Below are 24,274 nucleotides of genomic sequence, written 5' to 3'. Positions count from 1 at the left end.
CAGCTGTATGATTAGATTTTTAAAAATTTCCGGAACCGTAATTTTTGTACTTCTAATCGCTGTTATTATTCTTATTATTTTCGATTTCGGATATATTTTCCGCGGAATGCAGGCCACTTATTTCCAGGGAGAAAAAACAGCATTTATAGATGATTATCCGCATTTTGAGAACCGACTTATTGAAGCGGGAACTGAAGTGGATACCTGGCCCAAACATTCAAATTATAACACTGCCGCGCCTACTGATGATCTTACCGAATTAAACGAAGAACTGGAAACTGCGGCTTTTTTAATCATACAAAATGATAGTATTTGGTTTGAAGAATATTACCAGGAATATGGCCCCAATTCTAAGACCAATTCGTTTTCTATGGCTAAAAGTATTGTTTCGGCAATGCTGGGAAAAGCAATTAAGGATGGCCATATTACCAGTTTAGAACAACCCGTTTCCAATTTTTTTCCGCAGTTTAAAGAAGAATTAAAAGTTGGGGATTTGGCTTCCATGGCTTCCGGGTTAAACTGGAACGAGAATTACTATAATCCTTTTGGGATGACTGCCAGAGCTTATTTTGATGAAAACATTCGGGAATTGGTTTTGCGTCTTCAAGTTACCGAAACCCCGGGAGAAAGCTTTAAATACCTTAGCGGAAACACTATTCTCCTTGGGATGGTTATAGAAAAAGCCACGGGAGAAAATCTTTCAGAATATTTAAGTAAAAGTTTCTGGAAACCACTGGGAATGCAAGAAGATGCGCTTTGGCAATTAGACAGCGAAGAAAGCGGAATGGAAAAAGCTTATTGCTGTATTGCCTCCAATGCCCGCGATTTTGCAAGATTTGGCAAACTCTACAAGAACAAAGGAAAATGGAACGGAAAACAAATCCTGGATTCAGAATTTGTAGTACGATCTACCGAACCGCGTTTTGAAGAAAGCCCGCAATATGGCTATGGGTTTTGGCTGAGTGATTATAAAGAAAAAGATATTTTTTATATGCGCGGCATTCGCGGGCAATATGTGATTGTAATCCCCGACGACGATTTGATTATTGTAAGATTGGGGGAAAACCTTATTAAAAAAGACGAAAACGAAGAACACGCGCCCGATTTCTATAAGTATATTGATGAGACTTATAAAATGCTAAACGATGCTGCAAACAATTAAGCTGGAGAATATTCTACTTCTCGATATTGAAACCGTGCCCGAATTTGAAAATCACGGTCAACTTTCTGAAGACAAAAAATTGCTTTGGGAAGAGAAAACCCAATACCAGCGTAAAGATGAATTTACTGCAGAACAGTTTTATGATCGGGCCGGGATTTGGGCAGAATTCGGTAAGATTGTGTGTATCTCTGTTGGTTTTTTCAGCTTTAAAAATGGGGAAAGAACTTTTAGACTCACCACTTTTAGAGATGAAGAAAAAAACCTGTTACAGGAATTTGCTAATTTATTACAAGAACATTTTTCAAAACCGCATCACTTGCTCTGCGCGCACAACGGTAAAGAATTCGATTTCCCCTTCATAGCCCGCCGAATGTTAATTCACGATCTGGCGCTTCCTTTAAAACTCAATTTATTTGGTAAAAAACCCTAGGAAGTTCCACACCTGGATACGCTGGAACTATGGAAGTTTGGAGATTATAAACATTTTACTTCGCTAAAATTACTCACCAGTGTTTTAAAAATCCCATCGCCAAAAGATGATATTTCGGGTAATGATGTTAGAAATGTGTTCTACAATGATAAAGACCTAGATAGAATTATAAACTACTGCGAAAAAGATGTACTTGCCATTGCACAGGTTATTTTAAAACTTAGGCAGGAAAAATTGCTGGAAGCTTCTGAAGTTGTAAGCGTTTAAGAATATATTTTTAAATATGAGTTTTATCAGCAATAAAGCATTTTAACCTTCCCTAAAGATTTAACTATCATTTTATTACTAACTTTAGGTTATAACCAATAAAACCAACAATTATGTATTTGTATATTGAAATGTGGAATGTAACCGGGAAGTGGATAGACCTGTCTAAAGATAAAAGGCGGGAGCTCATGGAAAATATGCAGGATAGAATTACCGGTTTAAAAGAAAATGGAGTAGAAAATCTTGGTTGGGCTCTAAACGACGAGCACACGCATTACCGAAGTCAATATCGCTACGTTACGGTTTGGAAAATGCCTTCTTTAGATAATGTGGAGACTTTAGAGGAAAACTTAAAGAAAGTAGGCTGGTACGACTATTTTTCTCAAGCCAATACCCGTGGAAAAATTATTTCGCAGGGAGAAGCTATAGACTTTCTCGTTAATCTTGAAGCAGAATCTACTTCACTCACCTAATGTGAATTAAAACAGAAATATTTTCCGGCAGTAATTTGGAGTTACTGCCGGATTTTTTTTATAACTGCATTTCAGGAATATCACCTTCTAAAAGTAACTTTCCTTCTGTAGCCTTTTGAATCTCCTCTACACTTACTCCGGGGGCTCTTTCCAGCAATTTAAAACCATCTTTAGTAACTTCAATAACCGCAAGGTTAGTTACAATTTTAGTTACACAGGCTACGCCGGTTAAAGGCAGCGAACATTTTTTAAGCAATTTAGAATCTCCCGCTTTGTTGGTATGCATCATCGCTACGATAATATTTTCAGCACTGGCTACAAGATCCATGGCGCCGCCCATACCTTTTACCATTTTCCCCGGTATTTTCCAGTTGGCGATATCACCGTTTTCGGCAACTTCCATAGCTCCTAAAATAGTAAGATCTACGTGCTGCCCGCGAATCATCCCGAAGCTCATTGCGGAATCAAAGAAACTCGCACCGGGAAGTGCAGTTATGGTTTGTTTTCCAGCATTAATAAGATCGGCGTCTTCTTCTCCTTCCAATGGAAATGGTCCCATTCCTAAAATTCCGTTTTCACTCTGAAATTCTACTTCTATATCATCGCGTACAAAATTGGCTACGAGGGTAGGAATTCCAATTCCCAAATTCACATAATACCCGTCTTTCACCTCTTTGGCAATACGTTTTGCTATTCCTTCTTTGTCTAACATAATTCTAATTTTGTCATTTCCGCGAAGGCGGAAATCTATATTTTTTCAAAAAAACAGATTCGAAAAGACTCTAAAATCACTACTGAAAAATGAATGATTCTCAAATTACCACGTTTTCAAATCTTCAAATCATCGTTTATCAAATATTCGTTAATCAGTTATTTGTTCAATGGTCACTTTTAACCATTAACCTTTAACTTACTTTTCGAACTGTTCTTTTCTCAATTCGCTTTTCGTAATTTTTTCCTTCAAAAATGCGTTGTACAAAAATCCCTGGAATATGAATCTGGTTTGGGTCTAATTCTCCCGGTTCAACCAGTTCTTCCACCTCAACAACGGTTACTTTCGCCGCACCACACATTAGCGGATTAAAATTACGGGCTGTTCCTTTAAAAATAAGGTTTCCGGCTTTATCGCCTTTCCAGGCTTTTACAAAAGCAAAGTCTGCTTTAAAAGCTTTTTCTAATACATACATTTTCCCATCAAACTCACGGGTTTCCTTAAACTGGGAAACTTCGGTACCATAACCGGCAGGTGTGTACATTGCAGGATACCCTTGTTGGGCTGCCTGGCAACGTGCTGCTAATGTTCCCTGCGGAATAAGCTCTACCTCCAGCTCTTCGCTAAGCATTTGGCGCTCAAACTCGTCGTTTTCTCCCACATAGGAAGAAACCATTTTATCTATTTGTTTCTTTTGAAGTAAAAGTCCGAGGCCAAAGTCGTCTACCCCGGCGTTATTGGAAATGCAGGTAAGATTTTTTACGTTAAGACGTACTAATTCTGAAATGGCATTTTCTGGAATCCCACTAAGGCCAAAACCACCAAGCATAAAGGTCATACCATCTTCTACGCCCTGCAAAGCATCTTCTACATTTGCTACAGTTTTTCTAATCATCGGTATTTAATTTTACCGAAAAATACGAAAATAAAAATGCTGTTACAATGCTTTTAGGCTTGTAGATTATATTTTCCTGAAAAATAAAGCTGAATTTTTGCTAAATCCTAAAAGTCAAGTTCATCTGGAACACTATTATTCTCAGAATCACTTTCCTGATTATACTCGTCACAATTTATTTCAATAGAGAGATTATCTGGTCTGGGAAAAGCATCCTTTGAAATATCCAGTGCTTCATCGGCATAAAGATCTTTCATATACATTCCCCAAATAGGTAAAGCCATAGTAGCACCCTGCCCGTATGTTAAATTTGGAAAATGCACCGCTCTATCTTCGGCACCAACCCAAACGCCGGTTACAAGATTAGGAACCATTCCCATAAACCAGCCATCACTTTGGTTTTGGGTAGTTCCGGTTTTACCGGCAATAGGATTTTTAAAATCGTAAGGATAGCCGGTTACCCCGCGTTTGTAATGATCAAAATCTTTAGCGTAAGTTCCGCGTAAGCGAACCCCAGATCCGTATTGAGTTACCCCCTCCAGAATATTTACCGTCACGTAAGCCGCTTCTTTATTTAAAACATCACGGGTTTCTGGTACGTGCTGGTAAAGAACCGTTCCATTTTTATCTTCAATACGGTTTACAATTACCGGTTTAACATATACCCCTTCATTTACAAAAGTGCTATATGCTGAAACCATCTCGAAAAGGCTCATATCTTCCGTTCCCAAAGCAATCGCAGGGCCTTCGGAAAAGTTTTCAGTATCAACTCCTAATTTTTTTACTAAGTCTATGACCGGTCCCGGACCTGTTTTGTCTATTAATCTTGCAGTTACTGTATTCACAGATTGGGCAAGCGCATTTTTTAAGCTTATCATCCCTTCATATTCTCCATTAGCATTTGAAGGTGTCCAATCTTTAATATTTCCATATTTCCCCGCCTCAATAGTAAACCTGTTTTTAGGCATAACATCACAAGGAGAAAGCTTTAACTGATCTATAGCTGTAGCATAAACAAAAGGCTTAAAGGTAGAGCCAACTTGGCGTTTTCCCTGTTTTACGTGATCGTATTTAAAATGTTTAAAGTTGGTACCACCAACCCAGGCTCTAACTTCGCCGGTTTGAGGCGTCATAGACATAAGACCTGCCTGTAAGAATCCTTTATAATAAAAGATAGAATCCTTAGGCGTCATAATAGTGTCTTTTATTCCATCCCAGGAGAACACCCGCATTTTAGTTTCTTTATCAAAAGAAGCTAAAATATCTTCTTCAGATTTTCCCTGGTCTTTCATTTCTTTCCATCGTACAGACCGGCGCATTGCACTTTTCACAATACCATCAACCTGTCCCTGATCTATATCCCGAAACGGAGCAGTCTTGTTATTTTTATTCTGCCTGTCAAATTCTTTCTGAAGGTGGGAAATATGCTTTTCTACCGCAGTCTCAGCATATTGCTGCATTTTAGAATCTATGCTGGTATAAATTTTTAATCCGTCCCGGTAGAGACTATATTCACTTCCATCTGGCTTTGGATTTTTTTGAATCCAATCTTTCATAAATCCTTGTAGGTAAACGCGGAAATATGTTGCCATCCCTTCGTCGTGACCTTCGGGAGAGAAATCAAGGTTTAAAGGTAGCTTCTGAAGTGAATCTTTTTCTTGTTCAGAGAGATATCCGTTTTTATTCATTTGAACAAAAACCTGGTTACGGCGTTGTTTTACCAATTCGGGTCTACGAACCGGGTTATACAAAGCGGCATTTTTTAACATCGCCACCAAAACTGCCGATTCTTCTATATTAAGGTTTTTGGCTTCTTTCCCAAAGTAAATTTTTGAAGCCGAACGAATTCCTACTGCCTGGTACACAAAATCGTATTTATTAAAATACATGGTAATAATTTCTTCTTTTGTGTATTGCCTTTCCAGCTGGGTAGCAATATTCCATTCTTTAACTTTTTGTAAAATCCGGGCAAAAGGATTGTTTGAAACCTGCTCGGTAAACAAAAGTTTAGAAAGTTGTTGGGTTATGGTACTGGCACCACCACGGGTTCCCAGGTAAAAAGCAGCTCTAAGGGTTCCTTTTGGGTCTATCCCGGCGTGTTTGTAAAACCGCTCGTCTTCAGTAGCTACAAGGGCTTCAATAAGATGATCGGGAAGATCGTCATACTTTATAGGAGTTCGGTTTTCACTGTAATATTTCCCTAAAGTTTCCCCATCTGATGAGAAAATTTCGGTTGCGAGATTGGTTTCAGGATTTTCCAGCTCTTCAAAATCTGGCATCTTACCAAATGCGCCCCAACCGGCCAGTAAGAAAATTAAAACTACAGCTAATAAACCAATGCCAAAAATCGTCCAAAAACCAATTATATAAGATCTTTTGCTGGTTTTAGACTTTTGCTGCTTCTTTTTTGTTGCGGCCATTTATTCAAAAATTATTGTAGGTTTTCTTCTATTCTAAAACCTATGTGGGTAATTCCTTCTAAATTTTTTATTCCTTCCACCTGGTCGTTTTTACGCATTGCCTGTTTAATGGCAATTTTATATTCGCCGGGTTCAGTAAAACTCACATTTTCTTTATACCACAGCTTACTTTCTTTTACATCACCAAAACCCGTACCAAGCCAACTTCCATTTGGCGCCGCCATTTCATATTCAAGGGTATCGGTTACCACTTTCCCCTGTGGAAATCGCATTTCGGTTATTAAAAACAGGTTTCTGTAATTATAATCTTTATTATTTCTAACGTTTATAAATAGGTTATAATTTTGCAAAGAATCAAGCTCGCCTAAATTAAAAACTAAAGTAGAATCTCTTTCCCATCCTCCCTGTATGGGCTTATACTCATCATAAACCCGTTTTTCATCACAGGAAACTATTAAGGTAAAAAGACCAATAAAAATTGAAAATACTGCAGCTTTACGCATTATTCGAAGGTTTTCCTTTACGTTTTCTCCGTTTCTTTGACTTGTGTTTTTTCTGTTGACCTTTAGGTTTATCAAAACGGGTTAAGCTATCCTGCCCCACCACATTATTGAAATCTCGTTTTTCTTCTAACTGAAGCTGAACTTCAAACTCTTCAAGGCTGCCAACGTCTTCTTTCTTTCTATTAGCTGCAATTATTTTATTAGCCTGCTCTGCGGTTAATTGATGCCAGTTCATCCATTCGCCTTCATAGGCATACCACAACACTCCTTTAAAAATGTCTATTTTTTGACAAACAGCCGTCCCTTTTTTGGTAAAAAGCTTGGTATCGGTTCGTGGAAAGGTTTTTAAAGCTTCCAGGTAAGAATCAAGCTCATAGTTAAGACAGCATTTTAGCTTTCCGCATTGTCCCGCTAATTTTTGGGGATTTAAAGATAATTGCTGATATCTCGCTGCTGAAGTACTTACCGATCTAAAATCTGTAAGCCAGGTAGAACAACAAAGTTCACGCCCACAAGAGCCAATTCCGCCAAGGCGTGCAGCTTCCTGGCGCAACCCAATTTGCCGCATTTCTATACGGGTATTGAATTCTCTCGCAAACTCTTTAATTAACTGACGGAAATCTACGCGATCATCTGCTGTATAATAAAAAGTTGCTTTTGAAGCATCTCCCTGAAACTCAATATCGCTAATCTTCATACTAAGATTAAGGCGAATTGCGACTTCTCGGGCTCTTTTCTTTATCGCTTCTTCTCTACCACGCACTTCCTCCCAAACGTCAATATCTTTTTGGGTGGCTTTTCGGTAAATCTTTAAAACTTCTTCGCTATCGGTTTTTACTTTTTTCTTTTTCATTTGTACCCTAACCAATTCTCCGGTAAGGCTTACCATACCCACATCGTGGCCGGGAGAAGCTTCTACAGCTACTACATCGCCCATACTTAGGCTTAGGTTTTCGGTATTTTTAAAAAAATGTTTCCTTCCGTTTTTAAAACGAACTTCTACATAATTAAAAGGTTCTACACCATTAGGCATAGACATATTTGAAAGCCAATCGAATACAGAAAGTTTATTACAGGAATCTGTACCACAGGTTCCGTTGTTTTTACATCCTTTTGGCTGACCGTCTTTGGTTGAGCAACTGCTACAAGCCATAAATATTTATATGTTGTAAGTCTTGCAAATTGCTTTGCAGACTTTTTGGGTTTATATTGAGTTTCTAATCAAGAGCCTTGGGGCAATCCCACAAGTTATGAAACGAAAATTTATTAATTCACTAGAGACAAATCTCAGTACAATTAAATCTCGATTATCGAGTAAATATACCAATATTAATTGGCACTCTCTTTTTAGAACGCTTTGTTAACTTTTATATTTTAAAACCTCTGAACGTCCTTTTTTAAATATTTTATTACTGTTGCCTTTTCCTTTTCGCAAAGCTTTTTGTTCCTCATAAGGTAAAGCGGCAATTTCCATACAATCTTTAGAACAGCAATTATTCATTTTCTCTGCACATTCTTCACACTGAATAAAAAGTAAATGACAGGCTTCATTTACACAGTTCACGTGCTTATCGCAAGGTTTTCCACACTGGTGGCAGTGCGCAATTACTTCTTCTGAAATCTGCTCGGCGCGGCGATGATCAAAAACGAAGTTTTTTCCTATAAATTTATTTTCCAGTTTTTGGTTTTCAACCTGGCGGGCATATTCAATAATACCACCTTCCAACTGATACACATTTTTAAAACCTTTGTGTTTATAATATGCGCTAGCCTTTTCACAACGAATTCCGCCGGTGCAGTACATTACCAGGTTTTTATCTTCTTTATGTTCTTTTAGATCATTTTCAATAATGGGCAAAGAATCTCTAAAAGTATCTACATCTGGAGTAATTGCTCCTTGAAAATGACCAATTTCACTTTCATAATGATTTCGCATATCTACCAAAACAGTGTTGGGATCGCTAATAAGTTCGTTGAATTTTAAAGCATCAACATGAACTCCTTTATTGGTTACATCAAAAGTCGCGTCGTTCAATCCGTCTGCAACTATCTTTTTACGCACTTTTACTTTCAGTTTTAAAAAGGCTTTTGCATCGTGTTCTATGGCGATATTCAGCCTAACACCTTCCAAAAAGTAGATATTATCTATAAACTCTTTAAATTCTTCAAAACGTGTTGCAGGAACTGAGAGTTGGGCGTTAATCCCTTCGTGGGCTACATAAATACGGCCAAGCACATCCATTTGGTCCCAGGCAATAAAAAGGTGATTTCTAAATAAATGTGGATTGCCAATTTTGGCGTAGGCATAAAAAGAGAGCGTTAAACGGTCTTCTCCCGCTTCGTCTATAAGTGCTTCCCTCTCTTTAGCGCTTAATTTATTGTACAGTTGCATGCTATACTAATTAGTTAAGGTTAAAGATATTTTTTGCAAAGATACTTAAAATTGAAGGAAGAAAAAATGCCCTGAAAAGTCATTTCCCAGGGCATTTTTTGTGTGGCTAATTCGGTTTGTAATCTTTTTTACTTTGTTTCATAAATTAGATTTTTAGATTCTAGCCACCATCAACCCGGCAACTTACGTTCAACAAAATAATTGCTGAAGTACTACAACCACCAGGCATAATCAGACTTTTTTTCAAAAATCTCATAGGCAGGGTTAATTTTAAATTTTCACTCGAAAATCGAGATTTAAAACATTTTCTACAAATTCAAATATGCTTTAAACCTCAGGTTAGACAGTAAATATACAAAAGCTGCCCATATAAAATTGTGATGAAGGAAAACTTATAGTAATTTAGCAACTCTCTAAATAGATTATTCAAATTATGAGCAACGATAAAGAAAAAGAAGCAAAATTAAAGGCCTTAAAGCTTACCCTGGACAAAATGGATAAAACCTATGGAAAGGGTACCGTTATGAAGATGAGTGACCAGGCCATATCTGATGTAGATGCGATCTCTACGGGTTCATTAGGCTTAGACCTGGCTATGGGTGTAGGCGGATATCCAAGAGGAAGGGTTATTGAAATTTATGGACCGGAATCTTCGGGTAAAACCACTTTAACTTTACACGCCATTGCCGAGGCACAACAAAAAGGAGGTATTGCGGCTTTTATTGATGCAGAACATGCTTTTGACCGTTTTTATGCTGAAAAACTTGGCGTAGATATAGAAAACCTAATTATTTCTCAACCCGATAACGGGGAGCAGGCTCTAGAGATTACCGATAATTTAATTCGGTCTGGAGCTATAGATATTATTGTGATAGATTCGGTTGCAGCACTTACTCCTAAAAGTGAAATTGAAGGGGAAATGGGAGATTCTAAAATGGGATTGCACGCCCGTTTAATGTCTCAGGCCCTTAGAAAACTTACCTCTTCTATTAGTAAAACCAATTGTACCGTAATCTTTATTAACCAGCTTAGGGAAAAGATTGGTGTAATGTTTGGAAATCCTGAAACCACTACCGGTGGTAATGCCCTTAAATTTTATGCTTCGGTTCGATTAGATATTAGACGTTCTACGCAAATAAAAGACAGCAATAGCAATGTAATGGGTAATAAAACCCGGGTAAAAGTTGTAAAAAACAAAGTGGCTCCACCTTTTAAAATGGCTGAATTCGACATTATGTATGGCGAAGGAATCTCTAAAATTGGTGAAATTATAGATATTGGGGTAGATTATGAGATCGTGAAGAAAAGCGGTTCATGGTTTAGCTACGAAGACACAAAATTAGGTCAGGGTCGTGATGCGGTAAAAATCTTATTGAAAGACAATCCAGATTTAATGGAAGAGCTTGAAGAAAAAATTAAAAATGCTATAAAAGTAACCAAAGAAGCTTAATATCAGCTATTAAGCTCACTTAGCTTTTTGTATTTTTAAAAGCAAATAATAATTGAATCTTAAAAATCCCTTAAAAAGAGGGATTTTTTTGGTTCTGGACGCAACCTTTTCATTAGTTCTGCATCTATGAAATAGATAACCCTAAAATAAATAATTTAAAATGAAAAGAATTGCCTTATTAATGATTTTAGCCCTAAGTCTTTACAGCTGTAGTAGTGATGATGACGGTCCTAATGTAAATTATGCCTTTGCAGAAATTACCGAAGCAGATTTACCTGATTTTTTTGAAACTGGTGAAGTTTATGAGTTAGACATAACCTACGAATTGCCAAATGCATGTCACACTTTTGCTACATTTGATTTTAATGAATATGCAGATGAAGAAAATGACTCTACTTATGTTATAGAAATTGCTGCAATAACTTCTTATGATGCTAACTTAACAGAATGTGATGAAGAAGGAGAGTTAAGCCAGACAAAATCAATTCGGGAAATATCAATAAGCAGCGAAAACTACAATAATTACCAGTTTAAGTTCCTTACCGGAGTTGATGAAAATGAAGATGGGGAATTTTTAATTATTGATGTACCGGTAGGAGAGCCTGAGCCGGAAACTCCAGAAGAGAATACTAACGAATAACAATCTAAGTGAGTGAGTTTAGAAAAACTCATACTTCAGTGTAAAAAACAGGATATTAGGGCACAGGAAAAGCTTTACCGTATGTACTCCGGTAAACTTTTTGGCCTGTGCCTTAAATATTCTAATAACTACCAGCAGGCCCAAGACAACCTGCAGGATGGTTTCATTACTATATTCAATAAAATAGATCAATATGAAGATAAAGGATCTTTTGAAGGCTGGATGAAACGAATTGTGATAAATACCACCCTACAAAAGCACCGAAAAGAAAAATATTTTGAAATCATTAATGAAAACCTCCTGGAAGATCCGGTTGTAGAAATTGATGACGATGAAATTACTACTGATTTTCTATTAGAAAGCATTCAGGAATTACCTGAACGTTACCGACAAATTTTTAACCTCTATGCGTTAGACGGTTTTTCTCACAAAGAAATTGCCGAAATGCTAAACATAAGTGTTGGAAGTTCAAAATCTAATTTGGCCCGCGCCAGGAATATTTTGAAAGAAAAAATAGAAAACCACCTCAACGACAATAAGGTGCAATCACTATGAAAGAAAGAAAGAACATAGACCGGCTCTACCAGGAAAAGTTCAGGGATTTTGCCCCCGAACCACGACCTGAGTTATGGGATAATATTGCCGGCAAACTGCAGGAGAAAGATAAGAAAAAGCCTTTTATAATTCCGTTATGGTTTAAAGTTGGCGGTGTGGCCGCTGTTTTAGCATTAATGCTTGGCGGCTATTTTTTTAGTCAGAATAATTTTACCAATACCGAAGTAGTTTTTGAAGTAGAAGAAACTGCAAAACCCCAAATAAATTTACCCGAAATCAATAAAAATGAACAGTTTGTAAATGCTTCAGAAATTCTTAAAAATGTTAATGAAGCTACTTTTTCCACTTCTGAAGGTGCCAACACCTCATCAGCTAATAACAATTCGGCTTTAGCTTCAGAAAATACTAATTCAGAAGCAACAAAAAACTCTAATGATTCAGCTGAAGAAGAAAATTCAGGAAATACCGCAGAGAAATTAAATGAGCAAAATTCAGCAATAGCGGGAGAAGATCATCAAGGTTCCGAAGAAGAAAATTATAAAAATCAGGATTTCATCAATCCAAATTCAAAAAACGAACAGCCTGAAGCAATTGCCGAAAACAGTGATGAAAATACTGAAAAAGAAGAAGTAATTTCCCTTAAAGATAGCCTGGAAGTTGCAGAGCAATTAGCCCAAATTGAAGAAGAAAAAAACCTTGATAAAGAAGAAGAATTAATTGCAGAGGCTTCTAAAAAGAAACTACGCTTAAGCACTTTTGCGGCTCCTGTTTTTTACGATAATATCGGCAGTGGGAATGCAATAGATCCGCAATTTGCCGGCAATAACACCAGCTCGCAGGTAAGTATGGCTTACGGGATGAATTTAGCTTATGCTATTTCAGAAAAAATTAAAATAAGAAGCGGAATTTCTAAAGTTGCGATGAGTTATAATGTAGAAGATATCGTGTTTTCTGCCTCCATAAATCCAAATACCATTAGTTCTATAAATTATGAGTCTGGGGGAAATAATGTGCAGTTAGAGAATGCGGCACCAAGCGGTTTACCAGGCCATAGTGATAGGGACAATTCTAACTTTACATCTGTCAATAATATGGCATTACCCGGTGAGATAAATCAGCAATTTGGTTTTATTGAAGTTCCGTTAGAAATTGAATACAGCTTACTGGACAGTAAATTTGGGCTTAACTTAATAGCGGGAGGAAGCAGCTTGTTTTTAGACGAAAACAGCATACAGGTAAATACCAATAATCAAAATACCAGGATTGGTGAAGCCAACAATATTAATAAAGTAAGTTTTACCACTAATGTTGGTGTAGGATTAGATTACAAATTAACCGATAGTTTTAAGTTGAATGTAGAACCTATTTTTAAATATCAACTTAATACTTTTGATGATGCTCCCGGCGTACGCCCATTTTACTTTGGCGTATATTCTGGAATAAGTTTTAGTTTTTAACACCTATGTAGTGAGTGGAATCCTTCAGAAGTTTTATTCTGAAGGATTTTCATTCTTTAAATCTTTAGAAAGCTCTTCAAATATTACCTGCCGGGTTTTATTTCTTAATTCCCTTCTATCTCCAGGCTCCATTCCTTCGGTATTAATAAATTGGTGGATTTTCACTCTAAGCTTCCCCGGCGATCCCGATATAAATTTATACGAAAAACGCTTTTTATTATCGTAAAAAGTAATGGGCACAATAGGAATATGATGCGCAATTGCCAGTCTAAATGCTCCATCTTTAAAAGTATCTAAAACCAGCGATCTATCTGCTGGCACGCCTCCTTCAGGGAAAATGCAAATGCTTTCACCCATATCTAATCTTCTGCGAGCCTCAGTAACTACGTCCTGTTTGCTTTTAGCGCAATTTCTATCTACGGTAATATTTGTTTTTCGGTAGAAAAAGCCAAAAACAGGAATCTTTGCCAGCTCTCGTTTTCCCACAAAAATGAATGGTTGCTTAATAATAACCAGCATCATCATAATATCTATCATAGAAGTGTGGTTGGCAACCAACATATAATTCTTCCTGGGGTCAAGCTGTTGCATTCTGGTAATTTCAGGATAAAAACCCATTCCGTATAAGATACATTTTGCCCAAATACGAGCGCAAACATAATATTTAGGATAAAGCCTTTCAGAAGAAGAGAAAATTACAAGCACGGGAAACATTACTAAAATTGGTAATACAAGAAGAATATAAAACCAAATTCTCCATAAAATAGTAAGTATTGTGCGTAGCATGTTCATAGAAACCAAAAGTACTAAATTGAACCGAGGGAATTCGGCAAAAAAAGTACCTTTGCAGAAAACAGAAAAAGCAGATGTCCAGAATTCTTACAGGAGTACAAAGTACAGGAACTCCACACTTGGGAAATTTATTGGGAGCAATTTTACCGGCTATAGAAATGGCCAATAAACCCGATAACGATTCTTTTATTTTTATTGCAGATATGCATTCGTTAACCCAAATAAAAGATGCCGAAACCTTAAGAAACAACACTTACTCTGTGGCCGCAACCTGGCTGGCTTGCGGTATAGATATTGAAAAAACGGTTTTTTACCGCCAAAGTGATATTCCGCAAACGGCAGAGCTTTCCTGGTATTTAAGCTGTTTTTTTCCTTTTCAACGCCTAACCTTAGCGCATTCTTTTAAAGATAAATCTGATAGATTAGAAGATGTAAACGCGGGGCTTTTCACGTACCCAATGCTAATGGCCGCAGATATTTTACTTTACGATGCCGAAATTGTGCCGGTAGGAAAAGACCAGCTTCAGCATTTGGAAATTACGCGAGATGTGGCTTCCCGTTTTCATTCAAAAATGGGCGAAACTTTTGTAATTCCTGAAGCGAAAGTCCAGGAAAATACGATGTATGTTCCGGGCACGGATGGTGCTAAAATGAGTAAATCTAAAGGTAATACCATAAATTTATTTGTAACCGATAAAAAGCTTCGGAAACAAATAATGGCCATCGCTACCGATAGTACTCCTTTAGAAGAACCTAAAAATCCTGATACCTGCAATGTTTTTGCATTATACAAATTAGTAGCTTCTGAAGAACAAATCGCTGAAATGCGAAAGAACTACGAGGCCGGCGGATTTGGTTACGGACACGCCAAACAGGCTTTATACGAAGTACTTTTAGAACAGTTTGAAGAACCCAGAAAAAAATATGATTATTATATGAATAATCTGGCTGAATTAGATAAACCTTTGGAAGTTGGTGCTGGAAAAGCGAGAAATGTAGCCAATGAAGTTATAAAAAGAGTACGAACAAAAGTGGGTTACTAAATTAATTCAAATAGTTTACCGGGTAAGGGGCGTACCACGCCTTTTAATTCCATATTAATTAAAATACCCGCAGTTTTATATGAGGGAAAGTTACAGTTTAGTGCAATGCTATCTAACTGAGCTTTCCCTTCTTTTTGTAAAAATGCAAATACGCTATTTTCTTCATCATCCATGTCTACAAAAAGCTGTTTTTGAACGGCTTTTGTCTCTTTCTCTGGTTGCCAGTTTAAGAGATAAACCAAATCTGCCGCAGAATTTAATAACTGCGCTCTTTGGGATTTTATTAAATTATTGCAGCCTTTACTCAATTTATCTGAAGGTCTTCCCGGCACCGCGAAAACTTCCCGGTTATAAGAATTCGCAATATCTGCAGTAACCAGTGAGCCACCTTTTTCGGCACTTTCTATAACCACGGTTGCTTCGCTTAAACCTGCGATTATTCTGTTTCGCTTTAAGAAATTATTCCTGTCGAAGTTATCACTACTCCAAAAATCGGTAAAAAAACCGCCGTTTTCTTCTACCGAAGCTACATATTTATGATGCACTCTAGGGTAAATCTGATCAAACTCATGCGCCAAACAACCAATTTTTTGTAAATTATTAGCAATGGCTGCCTTTTGGGCGGCAATATCCACTCCATAAGCAAAACCCGAAACGATTACCGGGTTTAACGGACTCAATTCTTCGATGAATTTTTCACAAAATGCGATCCCGCTTTGTGTAATCTTACGGGTTCCCACCACACTAATTATTCTTTGATTCTTTAAGTTGATATTTCCACGTTGGAACAACAATAACGGGCCGTCTATACAATGTTTTAATTTTTCAGGATAGTTTTCATCCTTAAAATAAAGCGTTTCAATATTGTTCTTTTCAATAAAATTTAGCTCCTGCTCTGCTGCCTTTAGGTGAGAAGCATCAAAAAAATCTTTTAAGCGAGAAACTCCAATTCCGTCAATTTTAAGTAAAGTTTGTTTCTTTTGCTCTAACACATTTTTTTGCCGATCCAAAATGCCTGATTAATTTTTTCGAAAGGGTATCTCCCAGATTTTTAATGTGTTGTAACGCCAAGACATACTGTAATTCTTCAGTAGACATAATTCTATTTTCATTAAAATTACAGAAAAAAAGGTTTGTTAATAAAATTTCTTTGGGTAACTTTAGGAGGTTCAAAATAACACCTTATTTTTGCGGCAATGAAGATAGCTAACTACATCCAGGATTTACTTTATCGTTACGAATGCGTAATATTACCCGGTTTCGGGGCTTTCCTTTCCCAAAAAGAGCCGGCTTATATAGACAAAAAAAGTGAGGTATTACATCCACCCAAGAAGGTAGTTTCCTTTAATTCGCAATTAAAAAAGAACGATGGGCTTTTAGCAAATTATATTGCTGCCACACAAAATGTATCTTATTCCACTGCGGTTAATAAGATTACTGAATTTGTGGGTAAACTGGAAGAATCTTTTAAGGAAGACGGAAAGGTTGAACTGGAAAATATTGGCCGTTTTTATTATGCCGAAGAAAAACTTCAATTTGAACCTGTTGAAAAGGTAAATTACCTAACCGATTCTTTTGGCCTGGAAAACGTAAAAGCATCTGCGATTAGTCGGGAAGTTTATAAAAAGCAAGTTGAAGAACTTGAAGAAAAAGCTCCAATACATTTCACTCCGGAAAGAAGAAAATCACCTGCTTATCTTAAGTATGCTGCTATTGGTCTTATTGCCCTGGGAATTTCAGGCTTTGCGGGTTTAAATATATATAGCAGCCAGGTTTCTAAACACAATATTGCCGAGCAACAACAAGCGCAAGAACAACTCCAGGAGCAAATTCAGCAGGCAACTTTTATAATTGATAATCCATTACCGGCAGTTACTTTTAACGTAGCCAAACAAACCGGAAATTACCATATTGTAGCAGGAGCATTTCGTGTAGAAGAAAACGCAAAAACAAAGGTTGCAGAACTTAGAAAAGAAGGCTTTAAAGCGCATCTTCTTGGCGAAAACAAATATGGCCTTCACCAGGTTGTTTATGCCAGTCACGAAAAAAGACGTGATGCCATAAATATGCTACGCAAGGTAAAATCTTCTAACGAAGGTGCGTGGTTATTGGTGCAGGAACTTTAATAGTTCTTTAAGCGGTAAATTGCGCAAAGCACCTTATTTTTGCCCAAAATTGGCAAAATGCAGGCAAAACACCCAAAGGAATCCAGAACTACTTTAACAGATTTAGTTTTACCCAGTGAAACCAATCCGCTCAATAATTTATTTGGCGGAGAACTCCTTGCGCGAATGGACCGGGCAGCCAGTATTGCTGCCAGAAGACACAGTCGCAGGATTGTGGTTACTGCTTCGGTAAATCATGTGGCTTTTAATAAAGCAATTCCGCTAGGAAGTGTAGTTACTGTAGAAGCTGCGGTTTCCCGTGCTTTTAAATCGTCTATGGAAATCTTTATCGATGTTTGGGTGGAAGATAGAGAAAGCGGAAACCGTTCTAAAGCCAATGAAGCTATCTATACATTTGTAGCCGTAGATGAAACGGGTTCTCCTGTTGCAGTGCCGCCTTTAGAGCCTGAAACAGAACTCGAAAAACAACGTTACGCCGCCGCTTTAAGAAGAAAGCAACTTAGCCTTGTTCTAGCCGGTAAAATGAAGCCAAACGAAGCTACAGAGCTTAAAGCTTTGTTTAAAGACTAACCGTCTGGGTTCTGTAAATGAAGCCTTACTCCAAAGCCAACCAGTAATAAGCTTTGCTTATTGAAATAATCGTTCAGAACTGGCGGGGTATCTATTTCCATTCTGTCCCAGCGCAATGTAGCTTTAATAAAAATCGCGGCGGTTTTATCTAACCGATATCCTAATTCGCTTCGCAACATTAAACTGTTTCCATCTTCGGTAAAACGAGAATCTGGAGCTCTACTTCCATTTTGTACCCTCCCAAAACCGGCAAGGCTATGTAAATTCCATTCTTTATTAAAAGCGTGATAATAACCCAAATGAAGGCCAAAATAATGGGAGTTAATTCTATTTATACGCCCGGTATTGCTTATATTTTCCTCTTTAAGATTTCCGCCCATAAAATTATATTGAGCTCCAATTGTCAAAAATGGAAACACAAACCAGTTAAAATCCAAACCAAAACCTAATTGGGAATAGTTCTCCAAGCTTGAATTATTTACACTATAACCTCTAAAAAATTCTCCAACAAAAAATACGGTTTCAGGATCTGTAGCTACATATTGATTTTTATGAGGTTCAGGAATGGTATCTTGCGCAGTAAGTAACAGCGGAAAAAAGATGGTGATTAGGAAAAGCTTAATAGCTAAACTCATACACAGGATTTTCGGGAGTTATTTCAACATTTATAGTATCGTAAACCGCTTCAGCACTAAATTTATAATAAAACTGAAGATCGCTGTCTTCTATAGTTTTAGCTGAAATTGTCATTTCATCTTCTCCAGGCAATATTCTATTCCAATATTCACTCTCCCCCTGAAACCAGAGGGGATTATCAAATGAATCTTCGTGAAGTTTTCTATATATTTCAGTAGAAGAATAAGAAAATTCAAAAAACAAAGTATCGTTTCTGTCCGAAGTATTATTCAGCTTAACCTGAAATTCTTGAATTTTAGGTAATTGTATATTTGTCAATTCAAAAGAATTTCCTCTCGAGCCAATAGAATCTAAAAAGTGAATAGTGCTAAATTCTTCCCGGAAATCGTCGTGATTTGGATGGTTTACACTTACCCCATAAAAACTATTATCGGTATCTAAGCTTACAAAAGAAAATTCCCCGGAAGCATTTGTAGAACTTTCTCCAAGCATTTGGGCCGGCCTTGCCCATAGCCTATCGTATTCTGAGCCCGATGCAATTACACTTATATTTTCTATCGGTGTATTTTCAGCATTTAAAATATTTCCCGATATCAGCATTCTCTTACTGCCAACCACTCCCACGTTATGCCTGACGCAACCGGTAAAAACAATAAATATTAAAAGAAGTAATACTTTTTTCATAATAATGAAGAATGAGCTTCTCTTTCTAAGATGCAGGAATTATCAAAAGGTTGCGTAAGAAAACTACATTTCCAGAATCCAATCTGCCGGATCCATCTTCTGCATGTTTTTGTAAATCAGGAAGTGTAAGGTAGTTTTTCCTGAAGTTCGGCTCGTAGCCACGGCGCCCAGTTCCTGCCCGGTATTTACCACGTCTCCTCTTTTCACAAAAACTTTCTCAAGATTATCGTAAATAGTTATGTAATCTCCATGCCTTACCATAACCGCTTTATTAGCTCCTTTCAACACCTGAACTTCACTCACGGTACCGTTAAAAACAGCGCGGGCTTTTCCGCCGGGATCAGTATCAATATTTACCCCGTTATTATTAATACTAATGGTTTTTACAACCGGGTGCGGTTGTTTTCCAAAACGGGAGGTAACAACACCAGACCTTACCGGCCAGGGCAAACGGCCTTTGTTTTTCACAAAATCGGCTGCGAGAGCTTTTGCTTCGGGAGTTAACTCGTAAACATCTCTTTCAGCAGAACCACTTTCTTCGTTGGATTTTGCAATAGACTCACGAATCATTTTCTCAATTTGCGCGTCTATTCTATTTATTTCCTGCTGTTTCTGTCTTATTTGTGCAGCAAATTCCCCTTCTTTACTTCTAATATTCTGCATTAAATCTTGCTGTGCCTTTTTATTTTTTTCCAATTGGGCACGGGTTTGCCTGTTCTCTGCGATAAGGGCATCTTTAGTTTCTTTTTGGTCGGCTAAATCGGCGTTTAGTTGCTGTAATTCTTCTGTACGCGCCTGTATCTCATCGCCCTGTTGTTTTCTGTAGTTTGTATATTGCTTCATATATTGCAGGCGTTTATAGGCCTGCAAAAAATTTTCTGAAGAAAGCAAAAACATAATTCTACTTTGGGTAGATTTACTTTTGTAAGATTTCTCAATCATACGGGCATAATCTTCCTTAAGCTGTTCTAATTCTTGCCTAAGACGGGAAATTTTATTTGTATTTGCACTAATTTGATTAGTAAGAAGGTTTGCTTGCTGGTTGGTTACTTTTATTAAATTCTCTGTGCTTCTAATTTGTTGATCCAGGTCTTCTACCTGGCTTAAAACTGAACGCTCTTTTTGTTTATTACTGCTTCGTAATTCGTTTATACGCGTAATTTCATTTCTAAGCTCTATCCGTTTTTTTTCCAGCGCCTCCCGGGTAGTTTGAGCTGATAGATTTCCAACAGAAAGCAGTAAAAATATTAAGCAAAATAAGATGTTAGAAAATTTCTTAAGCTTCATTATAGACTAATTTCTTCATAACCCGACGGAATATCAAACGGAAAACTCAATTCTCCGCGATCAAATTCAAGAGAGCGGTATGTGAGTTCTATCCTGGTGCTGCTTCCAGCTTCATTAGCAATAATATTAATTTCTTCCGGAAAAATTTTTCCTTCTACTTCCTGAAAATCTGAATAAGTTACCGTTACACTTTTATTCTCCTGGGTTTGCGCCAGTTGCTGGGCAGCGGTTTTAAAATTTTTGGGATTCAACAGGAACATTTTCTTTATTAATCCTTCTTCAGCAGGCATAAATTGAAAGCCTTTGGCGGTTTGAGAGAATTCAAATTCTTCTTCCCTAAGATCGTAAATTGCCTGCCCTATTAGCAAATTTTGAAGTTTTTGAAAATCTAAAGGTGTCCCTAACAAATCACTTAGCAATCTAAAATCACCATCAAAATAAGTTTGACTCACTTTTTCGTAATAGCTTACTCGCGAAGGGGTAATGTAGGCTTTTGCCACCGGGAATCCCAGCACTGAAGCACTCATCCAAATCGCCTTATCTTTTTCCATTCTAAAACTAAGATTTACCGATTGGGTGCGTTCTTCGCTTTGATAAACCGTTCTTAATTTTCCGCTAAGAGTTTTAAAATCGGTTTCAGAATTATAATGACTTTCTATAATATTAGCGGCTTCGGCATTTTTAGTAGCAATCCCTTTTACTCCTTTTCGGCTTCCGCAGGAAACAACAAAAAGGCTTAACAATACCAATCCTAAAATCTTTCTATACATCTATTCAATTTCTTTAATTAATGCTTCGGCCTTCTTCAAAAATTCAACCGATTTTTCTTCTTCTCCCAGTGCTTCATGTGATCTGCTTAATTGGGTATAGAAGTCTACCTGCATTTTGGGACTATCTATTAAATAATCCAGGCCAAATGTAAGTATTTCTATGGCTTCCCGATATTCTTCCAGTTGATTTAAAGCAATTCCCTGTAATAAAAACAAAACAGGCTGTGCGGGAAATACCTCTAGCATTTCCTTACTCAAATCCCGGGCCTCTTTATACTTTTCTAACTCTATTTGCAATAAAATAGTATTCTTAACTAACTGAAAATCTTCGGTACTTTCTGCCAGCCCGGCTTCAAAAAAATTAAGCGCCTCTTCAATTTCACCTCTATTTAAATAATATTGCCCCAATTGGCCATAGAGTTTTGGAGCATTCTCACGTTCACTAAGCATTTTGCTTACCTCCATTAATTCCTCTTCAAATTCTGGATTATTATCTACAAAAAGCAGAAAATCATTTAGTACTTTAAATTTAGATTCGGGATCTATTTCTTCACTTTCAAAGACAATTTTCATTGAATTTACAGCGTCTTCTGGTTCTTGCCTTTCCAGGTGAAATTTATAAAGTGCCAAATGTACAAGGCTTGATCCAGGATTTGCAGCTAATAATTCCTGTGCAGTATTGTAAGCTTCTTCATTTTCCCCTAAATCGCTGTAGATATAAATGAGGTTGAGATAATTCTGTTCGTTTTCAGGATTATTTCTAATACTTTCTTCCAGATTTTCTATTTGTGCCGCGGTATCACCGGTGCGGGCAAAAATTTGTGTTCGTAATTTATTCCGGTAAGTGCTGGGGCCTTCCTGTTGGTCTAGTTCATCTATAGTTTGCAATGCCTCGTCATACTGCTGATTCAGTAAATAAATATTGGCAAGCTTTTCTTTATAATCATCGTCAAACTTTTGAAGTTTTACCAGGGTTTCTATAGCAGCATTATATTGCTGCGCCCGGGTGTAGCTTTTATAAAGTTCATTTAAAACATCTTCTCTTTCTGGGGCTAACTGATGGGCTTTTTCAAGGTTTGCAATCGCCTTATCATAATTCTCTAATTCATTATAATTTCTGGCCATTTCAAAATACACCACCGGATTACCAGGTTCTAACTTTTGGCATTCTTCTAATGCAAGTATAGCTTTTTCGTAATTTTCAATGCCTTTCTGTTTTAAGGCTTCAAAGAATTGCTCCTGAAATTCGTCGGTTACATTTCCAAGATCATCCTGATTTAGATCTTCAAGCACCACTTCTTTTTCCTGGGCAGAACTTTGTTGAAAGGAAAACAAGGCTCCTGAAAGCATAGCAATAATGAAGAAGTACTTTTTCATAAATAATTTTCAGGATAAAATTGAAGTAAAGAGGTTGTTTGAAGCTGAAACCAGTTCAGCCTGACGAAACCGCATTTTTCAAACAACCTCTTCAATAAGCTTATTCTAAAGTTGAATAATCGCCAATGCTAATTTGGGTAAAGTTCCCGTCAAATTTCGCAAAATTACCTATCATCGCATTATCCAGTTTTGCATTTCTCACTTCAGCAAAAGTTTGAATTAAGCTATTCTTTACTTCAGCATCAGTAATTTTAGTTCCGTCGCCTACTGAAACATTCGGGCCAATTTTAGCATTTACCAGCTCTACATTTTCGCCAATATAACAAGGCTCAGTAATTTCAGAATTAGTGATCTTTACAGAATCTGAAATCAGTTTTTCACCATCTTGGTGAAGGAAATTCAGCATTCTGCCATTGGTTTCCACTGTTACATTTTTGTTTCCGCAATCCATCCATTCATCTACGGTTCCGGTCTTAAAGATCCTGTCTTCAGCCATCATTTTCTTAATACCATCATTAATCTGGTATTCGCCACCGTGCATCAGGTTTTCATCAAGCACTTCTTCCAGCTTTTCTTTTAAAACCGCGATATCTTTAAAATAGTAAATACCAATAACCGCCTGGTCACTTACGAATTCTTTTGGCTTTTCAACCAATTCTATAATCTCGTTCTTTTCATTAAGGTTTACCACCCCAAAAGCTTCGGGATTCCCTACTTTTTTAGTCCAGATCACCGCATCTGCATCTTTGTCAAGTTTAAAATCAGCTTTTATTAAGGTGTCAGCATAAGCTACAACTGCGGGACCAGAAAGGGATTCCTTGGCGCTCATAATAGCGTGACCGGTCCCTAAAGGTTGATCCTGACGGTAAATAGAAGCTTTTGCATTTAAACCCTTTGCCAGTCCTTCTAAACTTTCTACGATATCATCTCCGAAAAATGCAGGATCACCCAAAATAAAAGCAATCTCGTCTATAGGTTGGTCAAGAACCTTTGCAATATCTTCTACCAGACGATGCACGATTGGCTTTCCAGCTACGGGAATTAAAGGTTTTGGTACTGTTAACGTATGAGGACGAAGTCGTGAACCACGACCCGCCATAGGAACTATAATCTTCATTTATTTAATATTTGTCATTTCCGCGCAGGCGGAAATCATTGATTAAAATTAATTTTATATAATATAAGCTTATTAGATAGCTTAATTACTTCCTGTACTGCCAAATCCACCCGCGCCACGAGTGGTTTCTTCCAGCGTTTCAACTTCTTCCCAGGAAATATGTTCGTGTTTAGCAATCACCATTTGAGCAACACGCTCACCATTTTCTATGGTGAATTCTTCGTTGGATAAGTTCACCAAAATCACGCCTATTTCTCCACGATAATCGGCATCTATGGTGCCGGGTGCGTTTAATACAGTGATTCCCTTTTTGGCAGCCAGGCCACTTCGTGGTCTAACCTGGGCTTCGTAACCTACCGGAAGTTCTATAAAAAGTCCGGTTTTAACGATAGCTCTTTCTAATGGTTTTAACGTAACAGCTTCAGAAATATTGGCTCTAAGGTCCATTCCTGCTGAAGCTTCAGTCTCGTAATGCGGCAGTTTGTGTGCCGATTTATTGATGATCTTTACTTGCAT

23 protein-coding genes and 2 pseudogenes are annotated in these 24,274 nt (G+C 37.4%); 10 read left to right on the top strand and 15 right to left on the bottom strand.

What is annotated here, in order from left to right:
- The first annotated feature begins 7 nt into the window (after positions 1–7).
- From B4F31_RS16585 to B4F31_RS16575, 3 genes and pseudogenes are all read left to right on the top strand, one after another.
- Entirely contained in the window at positions 8–1,162 is a 1,155-nt protein-coding gene (locus B4F31_RS16585) for a serine hydrolase domain-containing protein (protein ID WP_075325493.1), read from the top strand.
- A pseudogene (locus tag B4F31_RS16580) lies at positions 1,146–1,859 on the top strand (3'-5' exonuclease). Before B4F31_RS16585 ends, B4F31_RS16580 begins: the two are co-directional and overlap by 17 nt.
- 113 nt (positions 1,860–1,972) lie before the next feature.
- Positions 1,973–2,332 (top strand): DUF6616 family protein, encoded by a 360-nt coding sequence (locus B4F31_RS16575; RefSeq protein ID WP_075325492.1) that lies wholly within the window; start codon positions 1,973–1,975, stop codon positions 2,330–2,332.
- Positions 2,333–2,390: 58 nt separating this feature from the next.
- Here the strand turns inward: B4F31_RS16575 and B4F31_RS16570 are convergent, their stop codons facing one another.
- The 6 genes from B4F31_RS16570 to B4F31_RS16545 all read right to left on the bottom strand — a co-directional run bounded on the left by B4F31_RS16570 (position 2,391) and on the right by B4F31_RS16545 (position 9,254).
- Complete coding sequence (locus B4F31_RS16570) at positions 2,391–3,044, bottom strand: CoA transferase subunit B (RefSeq protein ID WP_075325491.1); 654 nt, start codon at positions 3,042–3,044, stop codon at positions 2,391–2,393.
- 193 nt (positions 3,045–3,237) lie between these two features.
- Entirely contained in the window at positions 3,238–3,939 is a 702-nt protein-coding gene (locus B4F31_RS16565; protein ID WP_075325490.1) for a CoA transferase subunit A, read from the bottom strand.
- A 107-nt stretch (positions 3,940–4,046) separates the two neighbouring features.
- On the bottom strand, positions 4,047–6,359 hold the full coding sequence (locus tag B4F31_RS16560; protein WP_286761778.1) for a penicillin-binding protein 1A: 2,313 nt from the start codon (positions 6,357–6,359) through the stop codon (positions 4,047–4,049).
- 11 nt (positions 6,360–6,370) lie between these two features.
- Positions 6,371–6,862: a gliding motility lipoprotein GldH gene (locus B4F31_RS16555; RefSeq protein ID WP_075325488.1), complete on the bottom strand. Its 492-nt coding sequence runs from the start codon at positions 6,860–6,862 to the stop codon at positions 6,371–6,373.
- Positions 6,855–8,015 carry a PSP1 domain-containing protein gene (locus tag B4F31_RS16550; protein ID WP_286761777.1) on the bottom strand — a complete coding sequence of 387 codons (1,161 nt, stop codon included), beginning with the start codon at positions 8,013–8,015 and terminating at the stop codon, positions 6,855–6,857. Before B4F31_RS16550 ends, B4F31_RS16555 begins: the two co-directional genes overlap by 8 nt.
- 207 nt (positions 8,016–8,222) lie before the next feature.
- On the bottom strand, positions 8,223–9,254 hold the full coding sequence (locus tag B4F31_RS16545) for a rhodanese-related sulfurtransferase (protein WP_075325486.1): 1,032 nt from the start codon (positions 9,252–9,254) through the stop codon (positions 8,223–8,225).
- A 433-nt stretch (positions 9,255–9,687) separates the two neighbouring features.
- On the opposite strand from B4F31_RS16545, the gene recA reads away from it, so the two are divergent.
- From recA to B4F31_RS16525, 4 genes are all read left to right on the top strand, one after another.
- Complete coding sequence (gene recA, locus B4F31_RS16540) at positions 9,688–10,704, top strand: recombinase RecA (protein ID WP_286761776.1); 1,017 nt, start codon at positions 9,688–9,690, stop codon at positions 10,702–10,704.
- A gap of 160 nt (positions 10,705–10,864) precedes the next feature.
- Complete coding sequence (locus B4F31_RS16535; RefSeq protein ID WP_075325484.1) at positions 10,865–11,344, top strand: hypothetical protein; 480 nt, start codon at positions 10,865–10,867, stop codon at positions 11,342–11,344.
- A 12-nt stretch (positions 11,345–11,356) separates the two neighbouring features.
- Positions 11,357–11,899, top strand: coding sequence for an RNA polymerase sigma factor (locus tag B4F31_RS16530; RefSeq protein ID WP_075325483.1), 543 nt, complete (start codon positions 11,357–11,359; stop codon positions 11,897–11,899).
- On the top strand, positions 11,896–13,356 hold the full coding sequence (locus tag B4F31_RS16525; protein WP_286761775.1) for a hypothetical protein: 1,461 nt from the start codon (positions 11,896–11,898) through the stop codon (positions 13,354–13,356). The genes B4F31_RS16530 and B4F31_RS16525 overlap by 4 nt, the downstream gene beginning before the upstream one ends.
- A gap of 33 nt (positions 13,357–13,389) precedes the next feature.
- Here B4F31_RS16525 and B4F31_RS16520 read toward each other — a convergent pair whose 3' ends face one another.
- Positions 13,390–14,070 carry a lysophospholipid acyltransferase family protein gene (locus B4F31_RS16520; RefSeq protein WP_317040659.1) on the bottom strand — a complete coding sequence of 227 codons (681 nt, stop codon included), beginning with the start codon at positions 14,068–14,070 and terminating at the stop codon, positions 13,390–13,392.
- Between the two features lie 152 nt (positions 14,071–14,222).
- Between B4F31_RS16520 and trpS the strand changes: the two genes are divergently transcribed.
- The gene (trpS, locus tag B4F31_RS16515) at positions 14,223–15,191 is read left to right on the top strand and encodes a tryptophan--tRNA ligase (protein WP_286761774.1); all 969 of its coding nucleotides are present in this window, start codon (positions 14,223–14,225) and stop codon (positions 15,189–15,191) included.
- Here the strand turns inward: trpS and dprA are convergent.
- Positions 15,188–16,289 (bottom strand): annotated as a pseudogene (gene dprA, locus B4F31_RS16510) (DNA-processing protein DprA). The gene trpS and the pseudogene dprA sit on opposite strands and share 4 nt — an antisense overlap.
- Before the next feature lie 98 nt (positions 16,290–16,387).
- Here dprA and B4F31_RS16505 point away from each other — a divergent pair.
- Together B4F31_RS16505 and B4F31_RS16500 are read left to right on the top strand one after the other, a co-directional pair.
- Positions 16,388–17,317 (top strand): SPOR domain-containing protein, encoded by a 930-nt coding sequence (locus B4F31_RS16505; protein ID WP_075325479.1) that lies wholly within the window; start codon positions 16,388–16,390, stop codon positions 17,315–17,317.
- A 57-nt stretch (positions 17,318–17,374) separates the two neighbouring features.
- Positions 17,375–17,887, top strand: a complete 513-nt coding sequence (locus B4F31_RS16500) for an acyl-CoA thioesterase (protein ID WP_075325478.1) — start codon at positions 17,375–17,377, stop codon at positions 17,885–17,887.
- On the opposite strand, the gene B4F31_RS16495 is transcribed toward B4F31_RS16500, so the two are convergent.
- From B4F31_RS16495 to dut, 7 genes are all read right to left on the bottom strand, one after another.
- Entirely contained in the window at positions 17,884–18,522 is a 639-nt protein-coding gene (locus tag B4F31_RS16495) for an autotransporter domain-containing protein (RefSeq protein ID WP_286761773.1), read from the bottom strand. The genes B4F31_RS16500 and B4F31_RS16495 overlap by 4 nt on opposite strands.
- Positions 18,506–19,207 (bottom strand): hypothetical protein, encoded by a 702-nt coding sequence (locus B4F31_RS16490; protein WP_075325476.1) that lies wholly within the window; start codon positions 19,205–19,207, stop codon positions 18,506–18,508. Before B4F31_RS16490 ends, B4F31_RS16495 begins: the two co-directional genes overlap by 17 nt.
- Positions 19,208–19,270: 63 nt before the next feature.
- On the bottom strand, positions 19,271–20,494 hold the full coding sequence (locus B4F31_RS16485) for a murein hydrolase activator EnvC family protein (protein WP_286761772.1): 1,224 nt from the start codon (positions 20,492–20,494) through the stop codon (positions 19,271–19,273).
- Positions 20,494–21,264 (bottom strand): DUF4292 domain-containing protein, encoded by a 771-nt coding sequence (locus B4F31_RS16480; protein ID WP_075325474.1) that lies wholly within the window; start codon positions 21,262–21,264, stop codon positions 20,494–20,496. The genes B4F31_RS16485 and B4F31_RS16480 overlap by 1 nt, the downstream gene beginning before the upstream one ends.
- A complete protein-coding gene (locus tag B4F31_RS16475; protein ID WP_093304524.1) occupies positions 21,265–22,641 on the bottom strand; it encodes a tetratricopeptide repeat protein in 1,377 nt (458 codons plus the stop codon).
- A gap of 100 nt (positions 22,642–22,741) precedes the next feature.
- The gene (locus B4F31_RS16470) at positions 22,742–23,758 is read right to left on the bottom strand and encodes a sugar phosphate nucleotidyltransferase (RefSeq protein ID WP_075325472.1); all 1,017 of its coding nucleotides are present in this window, start codon (positions 23,756–23,758) and stop codon (positions 22,742–22,744) included.
- Positions 23,759–23,839: 81 nt separating this feature from the next.
- Positions 23,840–24,274 (bottom strand): dUTP diphosphatase, encoded by a 435-nt coding sequence (dut, locus tag B4F31_RS16465; protein ID WP_093304526.1) that lies wholly within the window; start codon positions 24,272–24,274, stop codon positions 23,840–23,842.

Origin of the sequence: Salegentibacter sp. UBA1130 (assembly GCF_002311535.1) — a bacterium.
Classification (GTDB): Bacteria; Bacteroidota; Bacteroidia; order Flavobacteriales; family Flavobacteriaceae; genus Salegentibacter; species Salegentibacter agarivorans.
The sequence above is the reverse complement of the archived record's forward strand: the minus strand, read 5'-3'. Positions and strand labels throughout refer to the sequence as shown.

What these genes read in the sequence shown, in the direction of transcription:
- B4F31_RS16505 (WP_075325479.1), top strand. Translation starts at nt 16,388, where the DNA reads ATGAAGATAGCTAACTACATCCAGGATTTACTTTATCGTTACGAATGC.
- B4F31_RS16520 (WP_317040659.1), bottom strand. Translation starts at nt 14,070, where the DNA reads ATGTTTCCCGTGCTTGTAATTTTCTCTTCTTCTGAAAGGCTTTATCCT.
- B4F31_RS16535 (WP_075325484.1), top strand. Translation starts at nt 10,865, where the DNA reads ATGAAAAGAATTGCCTTATTAATGATTTTAGCCCTAAGTCTTTACAGC.
- B4F31_RS16480 (WP_075325474.1), bottom strand. Translation starts at nt 21,264, where the DNA reads ATGTATAGAAAGATTTTAGGATTGGTATTGTTAAGCCTTTTTGTTGTT.
- recA (WP_286761776.1), top strand. Translation starts at nt 9,688, where the DNA reads ATGAGCAACGATAAAGAAAAAGAAGCAAAATTAAAGGCCTTAAAGCTT.
- B4F31_RS16490 (WP_075325476.1), bottom strand. Translation starts at nt 19,207, where the DNA reads ATGAAAAAAGTATTACTTCTTTTAATATTTATTGTTTTTACCGGTTGC.
- B4F31_RS16565 (WP_075325490.1), bottom strand. Translation starts at nt 3,939, where the DNA reads ATGATTAGAAAAACTGTAGCAAATGTAGAAGATGCTTTGCAGGGCGTA.
- B4F31_RS16585 (WP_075325493.1), top strand. Translation starts at nt 8, where the DNA reads ATGATTAGATTTTTAAAAATTTCCGGAACCGTAATTTTTGTACTTCTA.
- trpS (WP_286761774.1), top strand. Translation starts at nt 14,223, where the DNA reads ATGTCCAGAATTCTTACAGGAGTACAAAGTACAGGAACTCCACACTTG.
- B4F31_RS16545 (WP_075325486.1), bottom strand. Translation starts at nt 9,254, where the DNA reads ATGCAACTGTACAATAAATTAAGCGCTAAAGAGAGGGAAGCACTTATA.
- B4F31_RS16470 (WP_075325472.1), bottom strand. Translation starts at nt 23,758, where the DNA reads ATGAAGATTATAGTTCCTATGGCGGGTCGTGGTTCACGACTTCGTCCT.
- B4F31_RS16560 (WP_286761778.1), bottom strand. Translation starts at nt 6,359, where the DNA reads ATGGCCGCAACAAAAAAGAAGCAGCAAAAGTCTAAAACCAGCAAAAGA.
- B4F31_RS16555 (WP_075325488.1), bottom strand. Translation starts at nt 6,862, where the DNA reads ATGCGTAAAGCTGCAGTATTTTCAATTTTTATTGGTCTTTTTACCTTA.
- B4F31_RS16495 (WP_286761773.1), bottom strand. Translation starts at nt 18,522, where the DNA reads ATGAGTTTAGCTATTAAGCTTTTCCTAATCACCATCTTTTTTCCGCTG.
- B4F31_RS16575 (WP_075325492.1), top strand. Translation starts at nt 1,973, where the DNA reads ATGTATTTGTATATTGAAATGTGGAATGTAACCGGGAAGTGGATAGAC.
- B4F31_RS16525 (WP_286761775.1), top strand. Translation starts at nt 11,896, where the DNA reads ATGAAAGAAAGAAAGAACATAGACCGGCTCTACCAGGAAAAGTTCAGG.
- B4F31_RS16570 (WP_075325491.1), bottom strand. Translation starts at nt 3,044, where the DNA reads ATGTTAGACAAAGAAGGAATAGCAAAACGTATTGCCAAAGAGGTGAAA.
- B4F31_RS16485 (WP_286761772.1), bottom strand. Translation starts at nt 20,494, where the DNA reads ATGAAGCTTAAGAAATTTTCTAACATCTTATTTTGCTTAATATTTTTA.
- dut (WP_093304526.1), bottom strand. Translation starts at nt 24,274, where the DNA reads ATGCAAGTAAAGATCATCAATAAATCGGCACACAAACTGCCGCATTAC.
- B4F31_RS16500 (WP_075325478.1), top strand. Translation starts at nt 17,375, where the DNA reads ATGCAGGCAAAACACCCAAAGGAATCCAGAACTACTTTAACAGATTTA.
- B4F31_RS16550 (WP_286761777.1), bottom strand. Translation starts at nt 8,015, where the DNA reads ATGGCTTGTAGCAGTTGCTCAACCAAAGACGGTCAGCCAAAAGGATGT.
- B4F31_RS16475 (WP_093304524.1), bottom strand. Translation starts at nt 22,641, where the DNA reads ATGAAAAAGTACTTCTTCATTATTGCTATGCTTTCAGGAGCCTTGTTT.